General features: G+C 69.4%; 17 protein-coding genes and 2 pseudogenes. 8 read left to right on the top strand and 11 right to left on the bottom strand.

The window, feature by feature from the left end; translation table 11 throughout:
• Positions 1-49: 49 nt before the first annotated feature.
• The 6 genes from AC5P09_RS20220 to AC5P09_RS20245 form a co-directional block, all read right to left on the bottom strand.
• Positions 50-1837 carry an ABC transporter ATP-binding protein gene (locus AC5P09_RS20220; protein WP_493875226.1) on the bottom strand — a complete coding sequence of 596 codons (1788 nt, stop codon included), beginning with the start codon at positions 1835-1837 and terminating at the stop codon, positions 50-52.
• A 3-nt stretch (positions 1838-1840) separates the two neighbouring features.
• Complete coding sequence (locus tag AC5P09_RS20225; RefSeq protein WP_493875227.1) at positions 1841-2899, bottom strand: iron-siderophore ABC transporter substrate-binding protein; 1059 nt, start codon at positions 2897-2899, stop codon at positions 1841-1843.
• A gap of 112 nt (positions 2900-3011) precedes the next feature.
• Positions 3012-3851 carry an ABC transporter ATP-binding protein gene (locus AC5P09_RS20230; protein WP_493875228.1) on the bottom strand — a complete coding sequence of 280 codons (840 nt, stop codon included), beginning with the start codon at positions 3849-3851 and terminating at the stop codon, positions 3012-3014.
• Positions 3852-3890: 39 nt separating this feature from the next.
• Complete coding sequence (locus AC5P09_RS20235) at positions 3891-4982, bottom strand: FecCD family ABC transporter permease (protein ID WP_493875229.1); 1092 nt, start codon at positions 4980-4982, stop codon at positions 3891-3893.
• On the bottom strand, positions 4979-6037 hold the full coding sequence (locus tag AC5P09_RS20240) for a FecCD family ABC transporter permease (protein WP_493875230.1): 1059 nt from the start codon (positions 6035-6037) through the stop codon (positions 4979-4981). The genes AC5P09_RS20235 and AC5P09_RS20240 overlap by 4 nt, the downstream gene beginning before the upstream one ends.
• 176 nt (positions 6038-6213) lie before the next feature.
• Positions 6214-7569: a lysine N(6)-hydroxylase/L-ornithine N(5)-oxygenase family protein gene (locus AC5P09_RS20245; protein WP_493875231.1), complete on the bottom strand. Its 1356-nt coding sequence runs from the start codon at positions 7567-7569 to the stop codon at positions 6214-6216.
• A gap of 247 nt (positions 7570-7816) precedes the next feature.
• On the opposite strand from AC5P09_RS20245, the gene AC5P09_RS20250 reads away from it, so the two are divergent.
• Both AC5P09_RS20250 and AC5P09_RS20255 read left to right on the top strand, forming a co-directional pair.
• Positions 7817-8764, top strand: coding sequence for a methionyl-tRNA formyltransferase (locus tag AC5P09_RS20250; protein ID WP_493875232.1), 948 nt, complete (start codon positions 7817-7819; stop codon positions 8762-8764).
• Between the two features lie 133 nt (positions 8765-8897).
• Positions 8898-9662: an ABC transporter permease gene (locus AC5P09_RS20255; RefSeq protein WP_493875233.1), complete on the top strand. Its 765-nt coding sequence runs from the start codon at positions 8898-8900 to the stop codon at positions 9660-9662.
• Between the two features lie 28 nt (positions 9663-9690).
• Here AC5P09_RS20255 and AC5P09_RS20260 read toward each other — a convergent pair whose 3' ends face one another.
• Positions 9691-10023, bottom strand: coding sequence for a helix-turn-helix transcriptional regulator (locus AC5P09_RS20260; protein ID WP_493875234.1), 333 nt, complete (start codon positions 10021-10023; stop codon positions 9691-9693).
• Between the two features lie 130 nt (positions 10024-10153).
• On the opposite strand from AC5P09_RS20260, the gene AC5P09_RS20265 reads away from it, so the two are divergent.
• Positions 10154-10867, top strand: coding sequence for an anti-sigma factor antagonist (locus AC5P09_RS20265; protein ID WP_493875235.1), 714 nt, complete (start codon positions 10154-10156; stop codon positions 10865-10867).
• A gap of 26 nt (positions 10868-10893) precedes the next feature.
• Here AC5P09_RS20265 and AC5P09_RS20270 read toward each other — a convergent pair whose 3' ends face one another.
• Both AC5P09_RS20270 and AC5P09_RS20275 read right to left on the bottom strand, forming a co-directional pair.
• Complete coding sequence (locus AC5P09_RS20270; protein ID WP_493875236.1) at positions 10894-12153, bottom strand: MFS transporter; 1260 nt, start codon at positions 12151-12153, stop codon at positions 10894-10896.
• A 174-nt stretch (positions 12154-12327) separates the two neighbouring features.
• Entirely contained in the window at positions 12328-12471 is a 144-nt protein-coding gene (locus AC5P09_RS20275) for a hypothetical protein (protein ID WP_493875237.1), read from the bottom strand.
• A gap of 205 nt (positions 12472-12676) precedes the next feature.
• Between AC5P09_RS20275 and AC5P09_RS20280 the strand changes: the two genes are divergently transcribed.
• The 4 genes and pseudogenes from AC5P09_RS20280 to AC5P09_RS20295 form a co-directional block, all read left to right on the top strand.
• Positions 12677-13690: a glycosyltransferase family 9 protein gene (locus tag AC5P09_RS20280; RefSeq protein ID WP_493875238.1), complete on the top strand. Its 1014-nt coding sequence runs from the start codon at positions 12677-12679 to the stop codon at positions 13688-13690.
• Between the two features lie 80 nt (positions 13691-13770).
• Complete coding sequence (locus AC5P09_RS20285; protein WP_493875239.1) at positions 13771-14238, top strand: MarR family transcriptional regulator; 468 nt, start codon at positions 13771-13773, stop codon at positions 14236-14238.
• A 14-nt stretch (positions 14239-14252) separates the two neighbouring features.
• Positions 14253-14381: pseudogene (locus AC5P09_RS20290) on the top strand (kinase); the annotation flags it as partial.
• Between the two features lie 136 nt (positions 14382-14517).
• A pseudogene (locus tag AC5P09_RS20295) lies at positions 14518-14792 on the top strand (glycosyltransferase family 2 protein); the annotation flags it as partial.
• A 61-nt stretch (positions 14793-14853) separates the two neighbouring features.
• Here the strand turns inward: AC5P09_RS20295 and AC5P09_RS20300 are convergent.
• Positions 14854-15417: a DinB family protein gene (locus AC5P09_RS20300; protein WP_493875240.1), complete on the bottom strand. Its 564-nt coding sequence runs from the start codon at positions 15415-15417 to the stop codon at positions 14854-14856.
• A gap of 490 nt (positions 15418-15907) precedes the next feature.
• On the opposite strand from AC5P09_RS20300, the gene AC5P09_RS20305 reads away from it, so the two are divergent.
• On the top strand, positions 15908-16459 hold the full coding sequence (locus AC5P09_RS20305) for a P-loop NTPase family protein (protein WP_493875241.1): 552 nt from the start codon (positions 15908-15910) through the stop codon (positions 16457-16459).
• A gap of 42 nt (positions 16460-16501) precedes the next feature.
• Here AC5P09_RS20305 and AC5P09_RS20310 read toward each other — a convergent pair whose 3' ends face one another.
• Positions 16502-17713, bottom strand: coding sequence for a glycoside hydrolase family 1 protein (locus AC5P09_RS20310; protein WP_493875242.1), 1212 nt, complete (start codon positions 17711-17713; stop codon positions 16502-16504).
• Positions 17714-17729 lie beyond the last annotated feature (16 nt).

Here is a 17729-nt window from a genome sequence, read left to right on the forward strand (position 1 = left end):
CAACGCCCTTTCCAGGTGCGAAAGTTAGCCTAGCCTAACTTAGGATTGCCTAACTACCTTCTCGCCAAGCCCGCCACAGTCGCGCGTACCGGCCGCCCAGAGCGACCAACTCCTCGTGCGTCCCCTGCTCCACGACGCGTCCCGCGTCCAGCACGGCGATCCGGTCCGCCGCCATCGCCTGGGTCAGCCGGTGCGCCACGAACAACGTGGTCCGGCCCGCGCACGCGGCCAGCACGGCCCGCTCCAGCTCGGCGGCGCCCTCGCTGCCCGCCTCCGCGGTCGACTCGTCGAGCACCACGACCGGCGCCCGGCTCAGCACCAGCCGGGCCAGGGCGATCTTGGCGACCTTGGTGACGTCCAGGCGCTCGCCGCCCTCGCCGACCAGGGTGTCCAGCCCGTCGGGCAGCGCGTCGACCCAGCCGTCTGCGCCGACCGTGCGCAACGCGTCCATCAGCTCGGCGTCGGTCGCCTCCGGCGCGGCCAGCCGCAGGTCGTCGGCGAGTGAACCGGAGAACACGTGCGTCTCCTGCGTCAGGATGCTCACCAGGGCCCGCGCCCCGGCCTCGTCCAGACCGGCGAGATCGGTCGACCCGACGCGCACCGATCCGGCCTGCGGGGTTCCGATGCCCGCGATCAGCGCGGCCAGGGTCGTCTTGCCCGCGCCCGTCGCCCCCACCAGCGCGAGCGAACCCCCGGCCGGGATGGTGAGGCTGACATCCCTGAGGACCGGCTCCTCGGCGTCGGGATAGCTGAACGTCAGTCCCTCCACCGTCACGGGGTACGCCCCGGCGTCCGCCGGCGCGACGGAGGTGTCGCCCACCAGCCGTTCCTCCGCGGACTCCCCCAGCACCCCGACCAGCCGGGTCAGGCTCGCGCCCGACTTCTGCGCCTCGTCGAAGGTGAACATGATGGCGCCCAGCGGTGTGAACAGCCGGTGGAACAGCAGCGGGGCCGCCGACACCTCGCCCAGGCTGGCGGCGTCGGCCTCCAACAGGGCGTAGCCCACCACAAGAATCAGGACAAGGCCGATGAACTCGGCGCGGTTCTCCCGGCCGACGAACCGGCCGAAGAACCGGAACACCTCGATGCCGAGATCGCGCACCCGCCACGACTCGCTGGTGACCTTCTCGCGGAAGGCACCTTCGAGGCGGTACGCCCGGACCGTGTCGATCCCGTTCAGACCGCTCATCAGCGCCTGCGCACGGTCGGCCTGGGCCACCCGCTGTTTCCGGTAGAGCGGGGCGGACCGGGGCAGATACCAGCGCAGGGCCAGTGCGTACGCGGGCAGCGCGCCGGCGCCCGCCAGGCCGAGCCGCCAGTCGAGGCCGAACATGCCGGCCGTGGCGATGACGACCAGCACGCCCGCGGAGAACACCGTGGGGACGGCCGTCCGGATGCCCTTGGAGATCACGGCAACGTCGTCACCGACCCTGGACAGCACGTCCCCGCGGCCGACCTGCTCTATCCGTGCGCTCGGCATCCCCAGCACCGCCCGGACGGCGCCTTCGCGCAGCCGCGCGAGCAGATCCGCGCCCAGCCGTCCGATGAGATAGGTCGACACCGCGGTGGCCGCCGCGCCGAGCAGCGCGGCGGCCACCATCAACACCCCGACCGTGACCAGGATCGAGCGCGATTCGCCCTCGACCACCCCGTCGACCACCCGGCCGAGCAGGAGCACCGGGAGTACCTGGAGCGCCGCCCCGGCCACCGTGGTGAGCACGGTGGCGACCGTCAGCCAGGGCACTTCGCGGCAGTGCACCGCGACCCATCGGGTGGCTTCGCGTCCGGTCGCCGTGCGCAGGGTCGCCGGGGCGACGCGCGTGTCGGTGGTGCTCACTACCTACTCGGCCGACTTGACGAGCTCGTCGATCGCGTACGGCATCGACAGCAGGGTGCCCTGGGAGATGGCCGCGCCGACCGCCGGACCCTCGCTGTCCAGCAGGTACGACACATTGCCCTTCTTCACGGCGTCCAGGTTGGCGAAGAGCTTGAACTTCTTCAGCGCCTCCGTGTCCGCCTTGTCGTTGATGACGAAGATGTGGTCGACGTCGATCAGGTCGATGCGCTCAGGGGAGAGCTGGGTGTAGAAGCTGCCGTCCGCGATCTTGTCGATCTCGGTCTGGTACTTGAAGCCGATGCCCGTCACCAGCCGTCCGCGCACGTCGGTGGAGGTGAACGGGGCCACGGAGTCCTCGTACCAGGACAACGCGACGGCGGTCTGGTTCGCGAACGCGGGGTGCGCCTTCTTGGCGGCGTCGAGCTGGCCCTGGATGTCCTCGACCATCTTCTCGCCCTCCTCGGCCTTGCCGAGCGCCTTGGCGATGTGCAGCGCGTTGTCCTGCCAGGGCGCGCTGAACGGCTCCTTCTCGGCCTTGGTACGGCCCACCGTCGGGGCGATCTTGGAGAGCTTGTCGTAGGCGGCCTGGTCGATCTCGGAGTAGACCGCGATGATCAGGTCCGGCCGCAGGGCGGCGATCTTCTCGTAGTTGGGGCCGGAGTCACCGTTCTTCATGATGACCTCGGGCTGGGTGCTGCCCCACTTGTCCTTCACCCAGGGCCACTGGGTGTTGATGTCGGGGGTCTTGCCCGGCGGGTTCGGGTACTGGTCGACCATGCCGACCGGCTTGATACCGAAGGCCAGGATGGTCTGGTCGTCCGTGTAGCCGACGGAGACGACCCGCTGGGGAGCCTTGGCGACCTCCGTGGATCCGAACGCGTGCTCCACGGTGACCGGGAACGCGCCGGCGGCGGCAGCCGGGGTGTTGTCGCTCGCCTTGTCCTCCGAGTCCGACGAGTCGGAACCGCATCCCGCGAGGAGGCCGACGCCGAGTGCCGCGGCGGACAGAACCGCCGCCAGTCGCCGTCGGGATCTCTTGAACGTCGATCGATGGAGGAGCATCCCAAGTCCCTTGCTTTCGCGCTGTCCAGTGCGCCCCCGTCTAAAGGGCAGGCAAACCTTACCTTGGGCAGGTGAGGTTAGCCTAGCCTAACTTTGGTAACTTTATGGGGAACTAGTCGAGTTGGACGTGTGTGCGACCGATCGGGACGATGAGCGGCCGGTTGCCCACCGGGTCGTCGATCACTTTGGCGCGCAGTCCGAACGCCTCGTGCAGCAGTTCGGCGGTGATCACGTCCCGCGGGTGCCCCTGCGCCAGGATCGACCCCTCCCGCATCACGATGAGGTTGTCGCTGTAGCGCGTGGCCAGGTTGAGGTCGTGCAGCACCATGACCACCGTGCACCCCGACTCGTGCAGGTCGTCCACCAGATCGAGCACGTCGACCGCGTGCGCCAGGTCCAGGTAGGTGGTCGGCTCGTCGAGGAGCAGCAGGTCGGTTCCCTGAGCCAGGGTCATGGATATCCAGACGCGCTGGCGCTGTCCGCCGGACAGGGAGTCGACCGGACGGTCGGCGAGGTCGGACACCCCGGTCATCGCCAACGCGCGCTCCACGACGGCGACATCGTCGGACGACCACTGCCGCAGCCAGCTCTGGTGCGGATGGCGGCCCCTGGCGACCAGGTCCGACACCGTCAGCCCCTCCGGCGCGACCGGCGCCTGCGGCAGCAGGCCGAGCTTCTTGGCCACGTCCCTGGTCTTGAGCTTGACGATGTCGTCGCCGTCCAGCACGACCGTCCCCTTGGTCGGCTTGAGCAGCCGCGACAGGGTCCGCAACAGGGTCGACTTCCCGCAGCCGTTGGGGCCGATGATCGTGGTGATCACCCCTGGCGGGATCTCCACGTCCAGATCGTCGATGACGGTCCGGGCGCCGTACCCGACCGTCACGCCTCTGGCTGCCAGCCGTGCGGCGTCGACGACCCCGGACTCGATCTCGGTGATGTACTGAGCGCCCACGAGGCCCCCCTGTTTAGGTATGCCTAACTTTTGTACCATCTATCGGCGGTTCGCCCGCACCAGCAGATAGACGAGGAAGGGGCCGCCGATCGCGGCGGTGACCACGCCGACCGGAAGACTGATCGGCAGCGCGGTGCGCGCCACCAGGTCCGCGCCGATCAGCAGCAGCGCTCCCACCAGGCCGGAGGCCACCATCGGCGGCGTCGGGTACCTGGCCAGACGCATCGCCACCTGCGGTGCCACCAGCGCGACGAACGGAACCGGGCCCGCCGCGCTCACGGCCACGCCGGCCAGCAGGACCGCGCACAGCAGCAGGATCGCCCGCACCATCGAGTACCGGACGCCCAGGCCGGCTGCGACCTCGTCGCCGAAGTGCATCGGCTTGAACTGGAACGCGACACAGGCCACGACGACCATGAGGGCGAGCGTGCCCCAGAGGGCGATCCAGACCTCGTTCCAGGACCGGTTGTCCAGCGAGCCGACCAGCCACGCCTGGGCCCGGGCCACGTCCCTGATGTCGGCCGTGACCAGCAGCCAGGTCGTGATCGCCTCCATCACGGCGCTCACCGAGATGCCGATGAGGATGAGCCGGAAGCCGTCGATCCCGCGCCGCCAGGCCAGGAAGTACACCAGCAGACCCGTGCCGAGACCGCCGGCGAGCGCCGCCGCGGACAGGCCCACGGAGTTGATGATCGCCGCGGAGGCTCCGCCCGACACCGTCACCAGGAACACCGAGACCGCGCTGGCGCCTCCGGTGATTCCCAGGATGTCCGGGCTGGCCAGCGGATTGCGCGCGATGGACTGCGTGATCGCCCCGGACACCCCCAGCGCGATGCCGACGACGAGCCCGGCCAGGGCACGCGGCATCCGCAGGTCCATGATCACGAACTCGTCGACCTGCTCACCCCGGCCGAGGATCGTGGCGATCACCCGGGACAGGCCGATGGGGAAGTCCCCGACGCCGATGGACAGGCAGAAGACCAGGAAGGTGGCCGTCGCCAGCAGCAGCGTGACGAACGCCATCCAGGGCCGCCATACGAACGACACCCGGCCGAACCGCACGCCCGGCGCCACCGATGGCTTCGCGTCTGTCGGCTTCACTTCTGTCGGCTTCACGCCTGTCCCGTTCATGCGCTCCTGAACTTTCCGCGCCACACCAGACCCGCGAAGAACGGGGCGCCGAGCAGAGCGACGACGACACCCGCGTCCAACTCGCCCGGCCGCACCACCAGTCGCCCCACGATGTCGCAGACCAGCAGGACGACGGCGCCGAGCAGACCCGCGTACGGCACCAGCCAGCGATAGTCCGGCCCGGTCAGATACCGGGCCACGTGGGCCACCATGAGCCCGAGGAACGCGATGGGGCCGCAGGCCGCCGTCGCCGCGCCCGCCAGCAGGGTGATGGCGAGGATGCCGATGATCCGGCTCCGCGCGATGTTCAGTCCCAGCCCCCGCGCCACGTCGTCACCCAGGTTGAGCAGGTTGATGGCGGGCAGCGTGGCCAGGGCCAGCACCAGCCCGACCGCGATGAACGTGGTCACCGGCCAGATGACGTCGAATCCGACACCGGCCACGGAGCCCGCGTTCCAGAACCGCAGCGCGTTCAGCGACGCCTGGTTCGACAGCGCGACCGCCGTGGTCATCGCCATGAGGAAGACCGTGATCCCCTGCCCGGCCAGTGCGAGCGTCAACGGGTTGCCGGCTCCCCGGCCGATGCTCGCGAGACCGAACACGACGACACCGGCGACCGCCGCCCCCAGGAAGGCGAACCAGACGTACTGGAACGGGTTGGAGAACCCGAACACGGCGATCACCGACACGACGGCGAACGAAGCGCCGGTGTTCACCCCCAGCAGGCCCGTGTCGGCGATCGGGTTACGGGTGTACCCCTGGATCAACGCCCCGGCGACCCCCAGGGCGACCCCCGCCACGATTCCGAGCACCGTCCGCGGCACCCGTACGGTCTGCACGATGAGCCTGATCTCGGTGAGCCGCTGGTCGGAGTCCGGCGCCGCGAACAGCCCGTGCCACACCTCGGCAGGACTCAACGCGCGCGCACCGACGGCCAACGACACCGCGCCCGTGACCACGAGGATCACCACAAGCGTGCCCAAACCCACAACCCGCCGCCGGCGGGCCTCTGTTGTGCCCCTGGGCGCGGGGCGCTCAACTGCAGTCGTGCCCATGTCGACGTACGTTATCCCTTTGATCAGCTCGGTACGCATGGCCGGTCGGGCACGGCACGCTCAGGAAGCGGTGTGCCGGGGGTTCCTTTCCCGGGGTCGCACACAGGTGCCGCGCCTGCCGGGTGCGGTTCCACCAGGCGGGGCGCGGCGGTGTGGGGGCTGGACGGGTGGGCGGACTAGCGGGCGGTGCTGGCGATGCCGTCGGCGACCGGGCGGGCCTCGTCCGAGGCGGACTTGACGCCCCGGTCGAGGAGCGAGTCCAGGATCTCGCCGACCCTGATCGCGGTGTTGGACAACAGAGACGACGTGATGCCGTGCGTGTGTTCCGTGCCGCCCTGCAGGTAGATGCCGCAGCGCAGGCCCGGGTCCGTGGCGATGCGGTAGTCCCGCTCGACGCGGACGCGGCCCTCGTCGTCACGGAGGCAGCGGTCCGCGACCTCACCCAGGAGACCGATGGGGTCGGCGGGGCTGTACCCGGTGGCGAAGACCACGACGTCCGCGTCCAGAGAGCTTTCCTCGCCGGTGACAAGGGACTTCACGGTGGCGCTGACCTTGTCCGGTGTCTCCTTGACGCCGGTGAGCCGGGAGACGTTGACGAAGCGCAGCCGCTCGGTGCCGAGGACCTTCTCCTGGTACATCTGCCGGTACAGGTCGTCGATGAGGTCGATGTCCACCACGGAGTAGTTGGTGTTGCCGTGGTAGTCCATCAGCCGGCGTTTGACGTCGTCCGGTGCCGCGTAGTACTCGTCGACCGCCGCGGGGTCGAAGATCCGGTTGGCGAAGCTGCTGTCGTCGGCGGGGCTGTAGCCGTAGCGCGAGAAGACCGCGCAGACCTCGGCCTGGGGGAAGCGGCGGTGCAGGTAGGCGACGTTCTCGGCGGCGCTCTGTCCGGCGCCCACGACGATGAACCGGGAGGGGGTGGTGTCCTCCAACTCGTCGACCTTCGCCAGCAGTTCGGAGTTGTGCCAGACGCGGTCGCCGCGCTCCACGCCGTCCGGCATGAGAGGACGCAGCCCGGTACCGATGACGAGGTTGCGGGCCCGGTGCACCGCGAGCCCCTCCCCCGACCGGACCGTCACTTCCAGGTGCTCCACGGCTCCGTCCCGGACGACGGGCGCGACGCCGACGACCTCATGGCCGTAGGAGACCATGCCGTCGACCTTGGCCGCGGCCCACTCGAAGTAGTCGTGGAACTCCACCCGCAGGGGGAAGAGGTTCTTGTGGTTGATGAAGTCGATCAGCCGGTCCTTGCTCTTCAGGTAGCAGAGGAAGCTGAACTCGCTGGTCGGGTTCCGGAGCGTCACCAGGTCCTTGAGAAAGGACACCTGCATCGTCGCGTCGTCGATCAGCATGCCGCGGTGCCATCCGAAGCACGGCTGCTGCTCGAAGAAGTGAGCGGTGATCGCCTCCTGCCCGCCGACGCGTGCGTTGTGCTCACTGAGTGCGATCGCCATGGCCACATTGGACGGTCCGAAGCCGATACCAATGAGGTCGTGGACCGGTGATGCGTCATCAGGAAGAACCTGTGACATGTCACTCCCATCGTGCGGGGCAGTTGCCTGTCAGGCGTGGGGAAAGTACGACAGGTGGGCACACCGACGGAGCGGCCCGCCGGGAACTTAGGTGAGCCTAAGCTAATCCTGTGAAGCTGTCGATAGGGCGAAGCGGACAACCCGTCGGCGACGTCTGCCAACTAGGGCCCCATTTGCACCCGTTGTAAACTAAGGTAAGCCTTGCTTTACTAGCCTCTGGTCATTCCCTGTCTTGAGGAGGAACCCCATGCGGGTCGCCATGTTCGGTTACCAGACCTGGGGGCACCGCACCCTGCAAGCCCTTCTCGACTCCGACCACGACGTGGTTCTGGTCGTGACGCACCCCAAGAGCGAGCACGCGTACGAGAAGATCTGGAGCGACTCCGTCGCCGACCTCGCCGAAGAGCACGGCGTCCCGGTGCTGATCCGCAACCGCCCTGACGACGACGAGCTGTTCGAGCGCCTCAAGGAGGCCGCCCCGGACATCATCGTGGCGAACAACTGGCGGACCTGGATCCCCCCGCGCATCTTCGACCTGCCGCCCCGCGGCACGCTGAACGTCCACGACTCACTGCTGCCGAAGTACGCCGGCTTCTCCCCGCTGATCTGGGCCCTGATCAACGGCGAGCCCGAAGTGGGCGTCACCGCGCACCTGATGAACGACGAACTCGACGCCGGTGACATCGTCCGGCAGGAGGCGGTTCCGGTCGGACCGACGGACACCACCACCGACCTCTTCCACAAGACCGTCGACCTCATCGCCCCGGTCACCATCGGCGCGCTCGACCTCATCGCCGCCGGGCAGACGGAGTTCACCAAGCAGGACCGGTCCCAGGCCAGCTTCTTCCACAAGCGGTCCACCGAGGACATCCGCCTCAACTGGGACTGGCCCGCCGAGGACCTCGAACGCCTCGTCCGCGCCCAGTCCGAGCCGTACCCCAGCGCCTTCACCTTCCACAAGGGCAAGCGCCTCGAGGTCCTCGCCGCCGTGGTGTCCCAGGGCCGTTACGGCGGCACACCCGGCCGCATCTTCTATCGCGAGGGCGACGGCGTGGTCATCGTCGCCGGAGCCGACGCCCGTACCGGCCGCAACCACGGCCTGGCCATCACCCGCGTACGGACGGAAGACGGACGGGAGTTGGGTGCGACCGAGTACTTCACCTCCATGGGCGGATACCTGACCAGTCGTCCCTGACCACCGGGGAACGGTGCTGAGCGGACCGTTCGGTGTTCACAGACGTCGGCCCCACCGCGGTCCCGGGGGCCGGCAGACCGCCGCCGCGCGGATCCCAGTCCGCGCGGCGGCGCACCCCCTCTAAGGTGAAGCCGTGATCACGTCGGCCTCCACCCTGCTCCCGGTGAACCCAGCTCTGGGCATCGCGCTCGCGGTACTGCTCGTCGCGGCCGCCGCGGTGGCGGCTCTGGCCCGGCTGGGACACACCCGCGCGATCGTCACCGCCGGGCTTCGGGCGACGGTGCAGCTGGCCGCGGTGGCCGTCGTCATCAGGTGGGCGCTCGACTCGCGTCTCCTGCTCTTCGCCTTCATCGCGGTGATGTTCGGTGTGGCGACGTGGACGGCCGGCCGCCGCATCACCGACAACGGCACCTGGTGGTGGGCCGCCGTTCCGATCGGCGGCGCCGCGTTCCCGGTCGTCGTCCTGCTCGTGGCCATCGGGGTGCTCCCGGTCACAGGCATCGCCCTCATCCCCGTCACCGGCATCCTCATCGGCGGCGCGCTGACCGCGACGGTGCTCGCCGGCCGACGTGCGCTGGAGGAGCTGGAGACGCGCCACGGAGAGGTCGAGGCCGCGCTGTCCATCGGGCTCCTGGACCGGGAGGCCCGGCTGGAGATCGCCCGGACCTCGGCCGCCGGAGCGCTGATCCCGGCCCTCGACCAGACCAGAACGGTCGGACTGGTCACCCTCCCCGGCGCGTTCATCGGCATGCTGCTCGGCGGCGCGTCACCCTTGCTGGCCGGAGCGGTCCAGCTGTTCGTGCTGATCGCCCTGCTGGCGGTGGAGGCCGTCGCGGTCGCCGTCGTACTGGAGTTGATCGCCCGCAACAAGATCAGCAGGCCGTCACGCGGCACCTGACCCACATGACGGCCTGTTCCCCGAGTCGTCACTTCCCGCTGCGGAGCTCACCGCCGCGATCGGCGTCGTGCTGGGCAAGGAGATAGAGAAGCCCCGACACCGTCAGCCCCGAGTCGGCGGGATGACGCAGTAACGTCCCCTCTTCGATGCGATACGTGGTGGACCGCCCCTGACGCGTGCGGCTGAGATAGCCGTCCGCCTCCAAGTCGGAAACGATCTTCTGGACGGCTCGCTCGGTGAGCCGGCATCGCGCGGCGATATCGCGGATGCGAGTGGTGGGATCGTCAGCGATCGCGGCCAGCACGCGGGCGTGATTGGTCAGGAAGGTCCACCCCATGTGCCGTTCAGGTACATCACCCATGCCTACAGGGTAGGAGCCGCGATTCGCGCGTTCAAAAGCCTGAATGCGATTTCCTGAATCTCTTGACGTACGAGATTCGCCGGGCTCACGCTGGATCGGAGGACGCACGTCGCCTCGGGGAGTGGCCACGATGTCTGAACGTACGCTTCCTACGCAGCTCACAGGCGAAGACGAGACCGCCTCCGCGGACACCTGCCCGGTGTCCGGTCACCGGCAGTCCGCGCTGGGTATCGAAACGCGGCCCGAGGGCGACCGAACGGCCGTGGTGGTGACCGGCGAGATCGACATCGCCGGCGTGCAGGAACTCGGCGATGCCCTCTCCGGGGCCCTCCGCCGATCGGTCCGCGGAATTGATCTCGACCTGAGCGGCGTCGATTTCTGTGATTGCTCCGGCCTCAATGTCCTGGTGCGTGTGCGTCGGCACGCCCGGGAGAGTGGCAAGGACCTGGCCGTTCGGGCCACCAGTGCCGCGGTGCGCAGACTCCTCGCGGGCACCGGGACACTGTCACTTTTCGCTGTGTCCGGTGCCAGGGCAGCACGCCCGGAGACCGAGCCGGAGCTGCGTGCCGAGATCATGCACCTGGAGCGGGCCATGCAGACCCGGCCCGTCATCGACCTGGCCCGCGGCGTGCTGATGGCCTCCTTCGGACTGAGCGCCGAGGACGCCTGGACGGTTCTGGTCGAGGCATCCCAGAACACCAACACCAAGCTGCGCGAGGTGGCCCACGACCTGGTCGACGCCGTCAACGGAGACGGACTGCCGGAACCGGTCCGGCAGCAGGTGGCCGCGACGGTGACCAGACTGCGTACGTCACCAGCGGCCCCCGGCGACAAGGAAGAGTGAGCAGCACAGACACGCCGGGCCAGCCGTCAGGCAGCGGCCCTGAGTGCTTCCTGCCCCACCACGTCGCCGGGCTTCGCCGGCAGGGCCACCGGCTCCGGGGTCCGGCGTGCACGCAGGACGAGGCCCGCGCCGATCGTGCCGGCGATGAGCAGGCCGCCGGTCACCAGGGCACCGCGTGCTCCGGCCGTTTCCATGAGCAGACCCAGCGCCGGAGGCCCGCCGAGGCCCCACACGGTGCCGATACTGCTCCACACCCCGAGCACCCGTCCCCGCAGGTGAGTGGGCGGATCGGTCTGCAGTACGGCGGTTCCGGCGGTGTCGGAGACGGACTCCACCACGGCCATGGGCAGGACGAGCACCAGCAGCACGGCCAGCGACGGCGACAAGCCCGCCGCCACCTGCAGCAGCCCACCCGCGGCGGCCAGTGTGCCCACGAGCCGGACCGAGGGCCTGCGCAGCCGGGCACCGAGGACCGCCCCGAGGATGCCGCCGACGGCGAGGACGGTGGAGACCGTGCCGAACGCGCCCGCGCCGCCCGCGAGCGGCCCGGTGACCAGCACGGCGAGGGTGAGTCCGTAGTTGCGTCCGAAGACCGCGCTGATGCCGGTGACACAGGCGAGCGCGACCAGGCGGGGCCGACGCGCGAAGAAGGCCAGCCCCTCTCGGACGGTCATGTCGTCACCCTTGTCGCGCGGCTCCGGAGCAGCGGGGTGCTCCTTCCCGGCGCGCCCGATCGCACCGTACGCCGGCCGCAGGAACGGAATGACCGAGGTGACGAAGAGGAACGACAGCCCGTTGACCGCGTACGCGGCGGATGTGCCCAGCAGGCCCACCGTCACGCCGGCCAGCGCGGCGCCGGCGAGCCGACCCGCGTTGTGCACCAGCGCGCCCACGCCGATGGCGGAGGGGACGTCCGCCTCGGGAACGAGGTCGTTGCCCAGCAGGGCGCAGGCAGGTCCGTCGACGGTGGCGATCGCGCCGGTCACGGCGGCCAGCACCAGCAAGGTCGTCATGTCGAGCCGGTCCAGCGCCACGAGCACGGCGGTCGTGAAGGCGACCGCGCCGAGGAGGGCCTGGCTGACACCGGCCGTCAGCTTGAGCGGCCAGCGGTCGACGGCCGCCCCGCCGAGCAGGCTCATGAACAGGGCGGGGGCGGCCTGGACCGACATGGACAGCCCGGTCGCGGCAGCGGAGCCGGTGATCTGCAGGACGAGCAGGTTCTGCACCGTGAGCTGCATCCAGGTGCCGGCGTTCGACACGAAGTTCGCGACGGACCACCAGCGCATGCTGCGGTATCTCAGGGACCGCCACGGCGAGCGTGACGCCTGCTCGGACGCAGGCGAGGCGGGGACATGGGCAGGGGCAGGAGCAGATGAGGAAGACACAGAGCGGTACCCGAGGGGCGAGGTGGGAGGTCAGACAGGTCGGCGAAACCGAGGGACGCCGGCTGCGCTGCGCGGTCACTCCACCGAGTCGGTTACGGCGCGGACCATCGTGACAGACGGGACCGGCGAGTCGACGACGGTGCACCCCGCGGCACCGCCGTCCGGACGCCAAGTCCCCTCCACCTGCGGGTGTTTGCCGTGGTGAGTGTGGTTGCTCACAGACCTCCTCCTGCCCGGTTCGGCCGAGCACACGGGGACGAGGGATCAAGGTGTGAAACCTGCCGGCGCGGGAACTCCGTGCCAGTGCCGACGGGAAAGCGGCGGCCGCGGGCGCGATGCCGCTGCTCAGCGCTTCCGAGCACGGTCCCCGACCCCTGCGCCGCACGGTCCGCCGAGTCCTTGCTCAATCACGGGGAGGCCCCTGGTGAAGGCACTGGTCGTACGGCTCGACAGCTTCGGCGACGTGCTGCTCGCCGGGCCCGCCGTCCGCGCGGTCGCCGCCCGCTGCTCCCGGGTGACGATGCTCTTCGGCCCACGCGGCGAGCCCGCCGCCCGGCTGCTGCCCGGTGTCGACGACGTGATCGTGTGGGCGGCGCCGTGGGAGGGCCCGGACGCGCCCACCGTGCCCGAGGCGGACGTCGACGGCCTGGTGCGGCGTCTGAGCGCGGGCGCGTTCGACGTCGCGCTCGTCCTCACGTCGTTCCGCCACAGCCCCGTGCCCATGGCCCTGTTGTTGCGGCTGGCCGGCGTCGGACGGATCGGCGCCGACGCCGACAGCATCGACCATTCCGGCCGCCTCCTCGACGTACGTCATCAGCGGCGCCCCGGCCGCCACGAGGCCGAGGCCGCGCTCGACACCGCCGCCGCGATGGGTTTCCGCCCGCGCCCCGGGGACGACGGCCGTCTGCGCGTTCTGCCGCCTCCCGACACGATCGCCCTGACCGGCAACGGCCCGTACGTCGTCGTCCACCCCGGAGCCGACGCGCCCGACCGGGCCTGGAGTCCCGGCCGCTGGGCCGAGGCCGTGGCCCTGCTCGTCGAGGCTGGTCATCGTGTCGTCGTCACCGGCGGCCCCGGCGAGGCGGATCTCACCCGGCGGGTGAGCGGGGACGTGGCGGTGAACCTCGGCGGCAGGACCGCGCTGCGCACCCTGGCGGGCGTCCTGCGCTCGGCCGACGTCGTTTCGAGCGGCGCCACCGGCCCCGCCCACCTGGCCGCGGCCGTCAGAACACCGGTCGTGTCCCTGTGCACGCCCGTCGTTCCGGCGGAGCGGTGGGGGCCGTACGGCGTCCCGAGCCTGCCTCTCGGTGATCGGACCGTGCCCGGTGCGGACAGCCGGGCCCGGCACAGCTCCGTCCCCGGTCGTCCGGGCCTCGACGAGGTCACCGGCCAGGACGTGGTGTGCGCGGTGCAGAAACTCCTCACCGAGCATGACTGACCCGCCGGACGCCTTGCCCTCAACCTGACTTCAGGTTCTACGGTGCTGTCATCAGCGATCACCGACACGAGGGACCGCAGATGACAACACAGCACATCTCCGACGCCGACCTGGCCGCGCAGCCCGCTGCGTACTGGACCGGAGTGGCCCATGAAGCCCTCATCGCGTTCACCCGGACTCGGCAGGCTGAGCACGGCTTCACCCAGCCTCAGTACTGGCTGCTGCGCAACCTGTCGAAGAACGACCTCTCCCCCGACGGCCACGGTATGACCGTTCCCGAACTCCAGCAGGCCATGAGCTCCTACCTCAGACCCGAGGACGATCTGCACGCCGAGGCGGAAGTGCTGCTGGAGCGCGGCTGGCTCACTCGTGACGACGAGGGACGGCTGTGCATCACCGCGGCGGGAGACGAGGCTCGTGCACGCCTCAAGCAGCACGCTCCGGCCATCCGCGACCGCATCCACCAGGGCATCGACGACGCCGACTACGTCACCACTCTGAAGGTGCTCCAGCAGATGATCCGGAACACCGGCAAAACCATGAGCTGAGAGCACGGAGTAGGTTGGCCACCGTGGTGGTGGGCGCGGAAGAGACCCGGCTGATCGTCCTGCGGGGCAACAGCGCTTCGGGCAAGTCGAGCGTGGCGGCCGGCATCCGGGACCGTTTCGGCCGCGGCCTTGCCATCGTCGGCCTTTCCGAGCGCCCCGGTGACTCCATGGCGCTTGACCTGGGGTAATACGTCGCGAACATGTCCACGACGTGAGCGAGCGATGACGGTCCTGCAGTGAGCATCGGCATCACTCTGTCGATCACTGGAGTCCACTGTCATGTCGTTGCCGCGTATCGGGGTTGTCATCGTGACCATGGGCACTCGCCCGCGGGAGCTGGAAGCCCTGCTCGCCTCCGTGGAGAAGCAGGATGTGCCTGCGACGAAGGCGGTGCTGATCGGCAACGCGACGCCCCTCACCGACGTCTCCTCCGCCGTGACAAGGTTCCGCTGGAGGAGAATCTTGGCTGCCCTGGTGGCCGCAACGTAGGGCTGAGAATTCTTAGTGAATCGGGCGAAGTCGACGTCGTCGTCGAGCTGGACGACGACGGACTGCAGCCACGGAGCGTCACGGAGTCCACGTATTTCCGAAGCTCGATCGCCGATTACCGAAAAGTCATATTCGGCGCGGTACGGCCCCGTCCTGCCAGCGGTAGAGGTCGCGCAGCAGGGAAATCTCGGCGCCGTGATGGATCAGCTCCCTGTTGACGTGCAGGACCCTGTTCTCCATGGGAAACCGCTCGGGACCCACCGTGGGCGGATTCTCCAGGTCAGCGTCCGAGAGTTCGCGGACCCCCGCGTTCCATCTCCCATACATCTCATCGAGCTGCTTTAGCGCCTCGTCAGCGGTCCCCGCGTAGGCGAATGTCTCGGAGTCGACGTCCTGGCCGCCGAAGTACCATCCGACCCGATAGCCCAGGCACGACACGATGATGTGCGCCAGCCGCCAGGCAATCGTGGTCACCGGCGCCGGCACCGGATCAGGGGACGCGGAGTCCACCGTCCACTCTCCCGAACCTGCCGACATCGGTGCGGCCGACGTGCCACGGGGGCGGATGCTCCAGCAGCCGCGCACCGGCTCCCAGAAGTACTCCTCATCGGTAAGACCGTCCAGCCGCGGCCGCAGGTTTTTGTGCCAGTACCAGTCCAACTGCTCCGCGAGCCGCTCGCTTCTTGTCATTTCCGCACACTACATACAACGGAGACCTGGCTGCGGCCCTCGCGGACGCCGTCGCCGGCCGTGGGCCGCGAGAGCGTACCGCACCGGGAGATGACGCTGGGGGCTGATGTGCCCTTCGGGCGGTGCCGCCGCGAGCGGTTGTTTGACATGAACAACCCGGCTGGCTGGGTTGGGTTCAATGACCCAAATGTAACAGCCTCGACCGATGACATGACGGATGATCAAGACCGCAGACTCCCGCCCGTGATCAGCGTGAGTACCCCGAGCGAGCGCCACGCCAGAGCCTCCGACCTGCATGTTCGAAGATGGCGAAGCTCCGTGTGGAGAGCGCAAGTCGATGAGTTGGCGCACTGTGGGGCGGATGGCGCGGCTGGGCCGGCCTCCGATCATTTGAGTTCTGTCTGCTGGAGCTCGAGCAGTTGGGCTTCCAAGTCGGCAACGCGCTTTGCCGAGCCGGACTTCCTGGACGCGGAGTATGCCCACGATTCGCATGCGTCCCACAGCCAACTCCCTCGCCACAGTCACGTACGTGCTGAGCATGGGAAGTTACACAGTGCAAGGGAGCAACAACCGCCACGCTGGCTGGACGTCACGTACACGAGAAAGGCCAGTCGGAAAGGTCGGCCAGGACAACCTCCGCCGGACCGTGCTGAGGGAGAGGGACCTGCCGGGCGCGGCGAACATCGGCCTCATCGACACCGTCGCGCGATACGCCCTGGACGCCGGATATCACGTCGTCCTGGAGGGGATCCTGTACGCCGACCGCTACGGCGAGATGCTCGCGCGGCTGCGCGCCGACCACCGCGGCCCGACCCACGGCTACTACCTGCACGTGCCGTTCGGTGAAACCCTCGTACGCCACGCCACCAAGCCGATTGCCGAAGAGGTCGGCGAGAGGGACCTGCGCGACTGGTACCGGGAACTCGATCTGCTGCCCGGCGACGTCGAGACCGTCATCGGCACCGACAGCACCCTGCCCGAGACCGTCGACCGCCTCATGCTCGACACCGGCCTGGCCGGCCGTCCCGCACTCGATCGATGAACTCCCCGGCCCGGCACCGGTGGAGAGCCGAACACAGGTCGATCAGGAGGCGGCTCGGGGCAGTACGCCGACACGGGCGAGTCCGCCGAGCCAGGCCGCGGAGGGCTTGGGGGTGCGTTCGAAGGTGTCGGGGTCGACGGAGATGAGGCCGAAGGTGGGTTTGTAGGAGCCCCATTCGTAGTTGTCGAGTGCGCTCCAGTGGAGGTAGCCGCGTACGTCGAGGCCGTCCTCCAGGGCGGCGGAGACTTCCTGGAGCGCGCCGGTGGTGTAGTCGATGCGGCGTGTGTCGTCGTCGGTGGCGATGCCGTTCTCGGTGACGATCAGGGGGACGTCGCCGACGATCTCGGCGGTGTGGCGCAGGGCGTATCCGATGGCTTGCGGGTAGTACTCCCAGCCGGTGAGGGTGCGTTCGGCGTCGTCGGGCGCCGGGATGGGGCCGTCGGTGGTGATCCTGGTGCGGGTGTAGGACTGGACGCCGATCCAGTCGTCGTCGCGGGCGGCTTCGATGAAGACGTCTTCGCGGGGGTGGCTGTAGGCGGCGGTGGCGGCTTCGGCGCCGGGGAGGGCCTGGTAGACCTGGTTGGCGACGGACCAGCCGACCTGGATGTCGGCGGAGATCGCCTTGACGGCGGCCGTGGCGCGGTGGTGGGCCTGGATCAGGGCGTCGGTGGTGGCCTTGTCGGGCAGCGGGAGGCCCGCCGCGGGGGGTGCTTCGGTGCCCAGTTCACGGACGGCGCCGGCGACGGCGATCATGTTGGGTTCGTTGATGGTGCACACGTGCCGTACGCCGGTGCCGATGACCGGCGCGGTGGCGCGCACGTACCGCTCGAACAGGTCCACCGCCGCGTCCGCGGTCCAGCCGCCGCGCTCCGCGAACCAGCGCGGGACGGTGAAGTGGTGGAGGGTGACCATCGGGCGCAGGCCGCGTTCGATCGCCCCGTCGACCATGCGCCGGTAGTGGGCGATCTCGGCCTTGGAGAAGTGGCCGGGGGCGGGCTCGATGCGGGCCCATTCGATGCTGAAGCGGTAGTCGGTGAAGCCGAGTTCGGCGAGCAGGTCCATGTCCTCGCGCCACCGGTGGTAGCTGTCGGCGGCGTCACCGCTGGGCTCGGCGATGGAGCCGCCGCTGTGTTCCGTCTGCCACCAGTCGCTGTTGACGTTGTTGCCCTCGATCTGGTGGGCGGCGGTGGAGGCCCCCCACAGGAAGCCGTCGGGGAAGCGGAGACCGTCGGCGGTGACGTTCACGGCGGGCATGGCTGGGCCTTTCCGG

It is taken from the genome of Streptomyces sp. a15 (genome assembly GCF_059026085.1).

Bases quoted from the DNA above. Each gene is read 5' to 3' on its own strand.
- AC5P09_RS20225 (WP_493875227.1), bottom strand. From the start codon at position 2,899: ATGCTCCTCCATCGATCGACGTTCAAGAGATCCCGACGGCGACTGGCG.
- AC5P09_RS20235 (WP_493875229.1), bottom strand. From the start codon at position 4,982: ATGAACGGGACAGGCGTGAAGCCGACAGAAGTGAAGCCGACAGACGCG.
- AC5P09_RS20240 (WP_493875230.1), bottom strand. From the start codon at position 6,037: ATGGGCACGACTGCAGTTGAGCGCCCCGCGCCCAGGGGCACAACAGAG.
- AC5P09_RS20245 (WP_493875231.1), bottom strand. From the start codon at position 7,569: ATGTCACAGGTTCTTCCTGATGACGCATCACCGGTCCACGACCTCATT.
- AC5P09_RS20250 (WP_493875232.1), top strand. From the start codon at position 7,817: ATGCGGGTCGCCATGTTCGGTTACCAGACCTGGGGGCACCGCACCCTG.
- AC5P09_RS20260 (WP_493875234.1), bottom strand. From the start codon at position 10,023: ATGGGTGATGTACCTGAACGGCACATGGGGTGGACCTTCCTGACCAAT.
- AC5P09_RS20265 (WP_493875235.1), top strand. From the start codon at position 10,154: ATGTCTGAACGTACGCTTCCTACGCAGCTCACAGGCGAAGACGAGACC.
- AC5P09_RS20270 (WP_493875236.1), bottom strand. From the start codon at position 12,153: ATGCGCTGGTGGTCCGTCGCGAACTTCGTGTCGAACGCCGGCACCTGG.
- AC5P09_RS20285 (WP_493875239.1), top strand. From the start codon at position 13,771: ATGACAACACAGCACATCTCCGACGCCGACCTGGCCGCGCAGCCCGCT.
- AC5P09_RS20300 (WP_493875240.1), bottom strand. From the start codon at position 15,417: ATGACAAGAAGCGAGCGGCTCGCGGAGCAGTTGGACTGGTACTGGCAC.
- AC5P09_RS20305 (WP_493875241.1), top strand. From the start codon at position 15,908: ATGCGTCCCACAGCCAACTCCCTCGCCACAGTCACGTACGTGCTGAGC.
- AC5P09_RS20310 (WP_493875242.1), bottom strand. From the start codon at position 17,713: ATGCCCGCCGTGAACGTCACCGCCGACGGTCTCCGCTTCCCCGACGGC.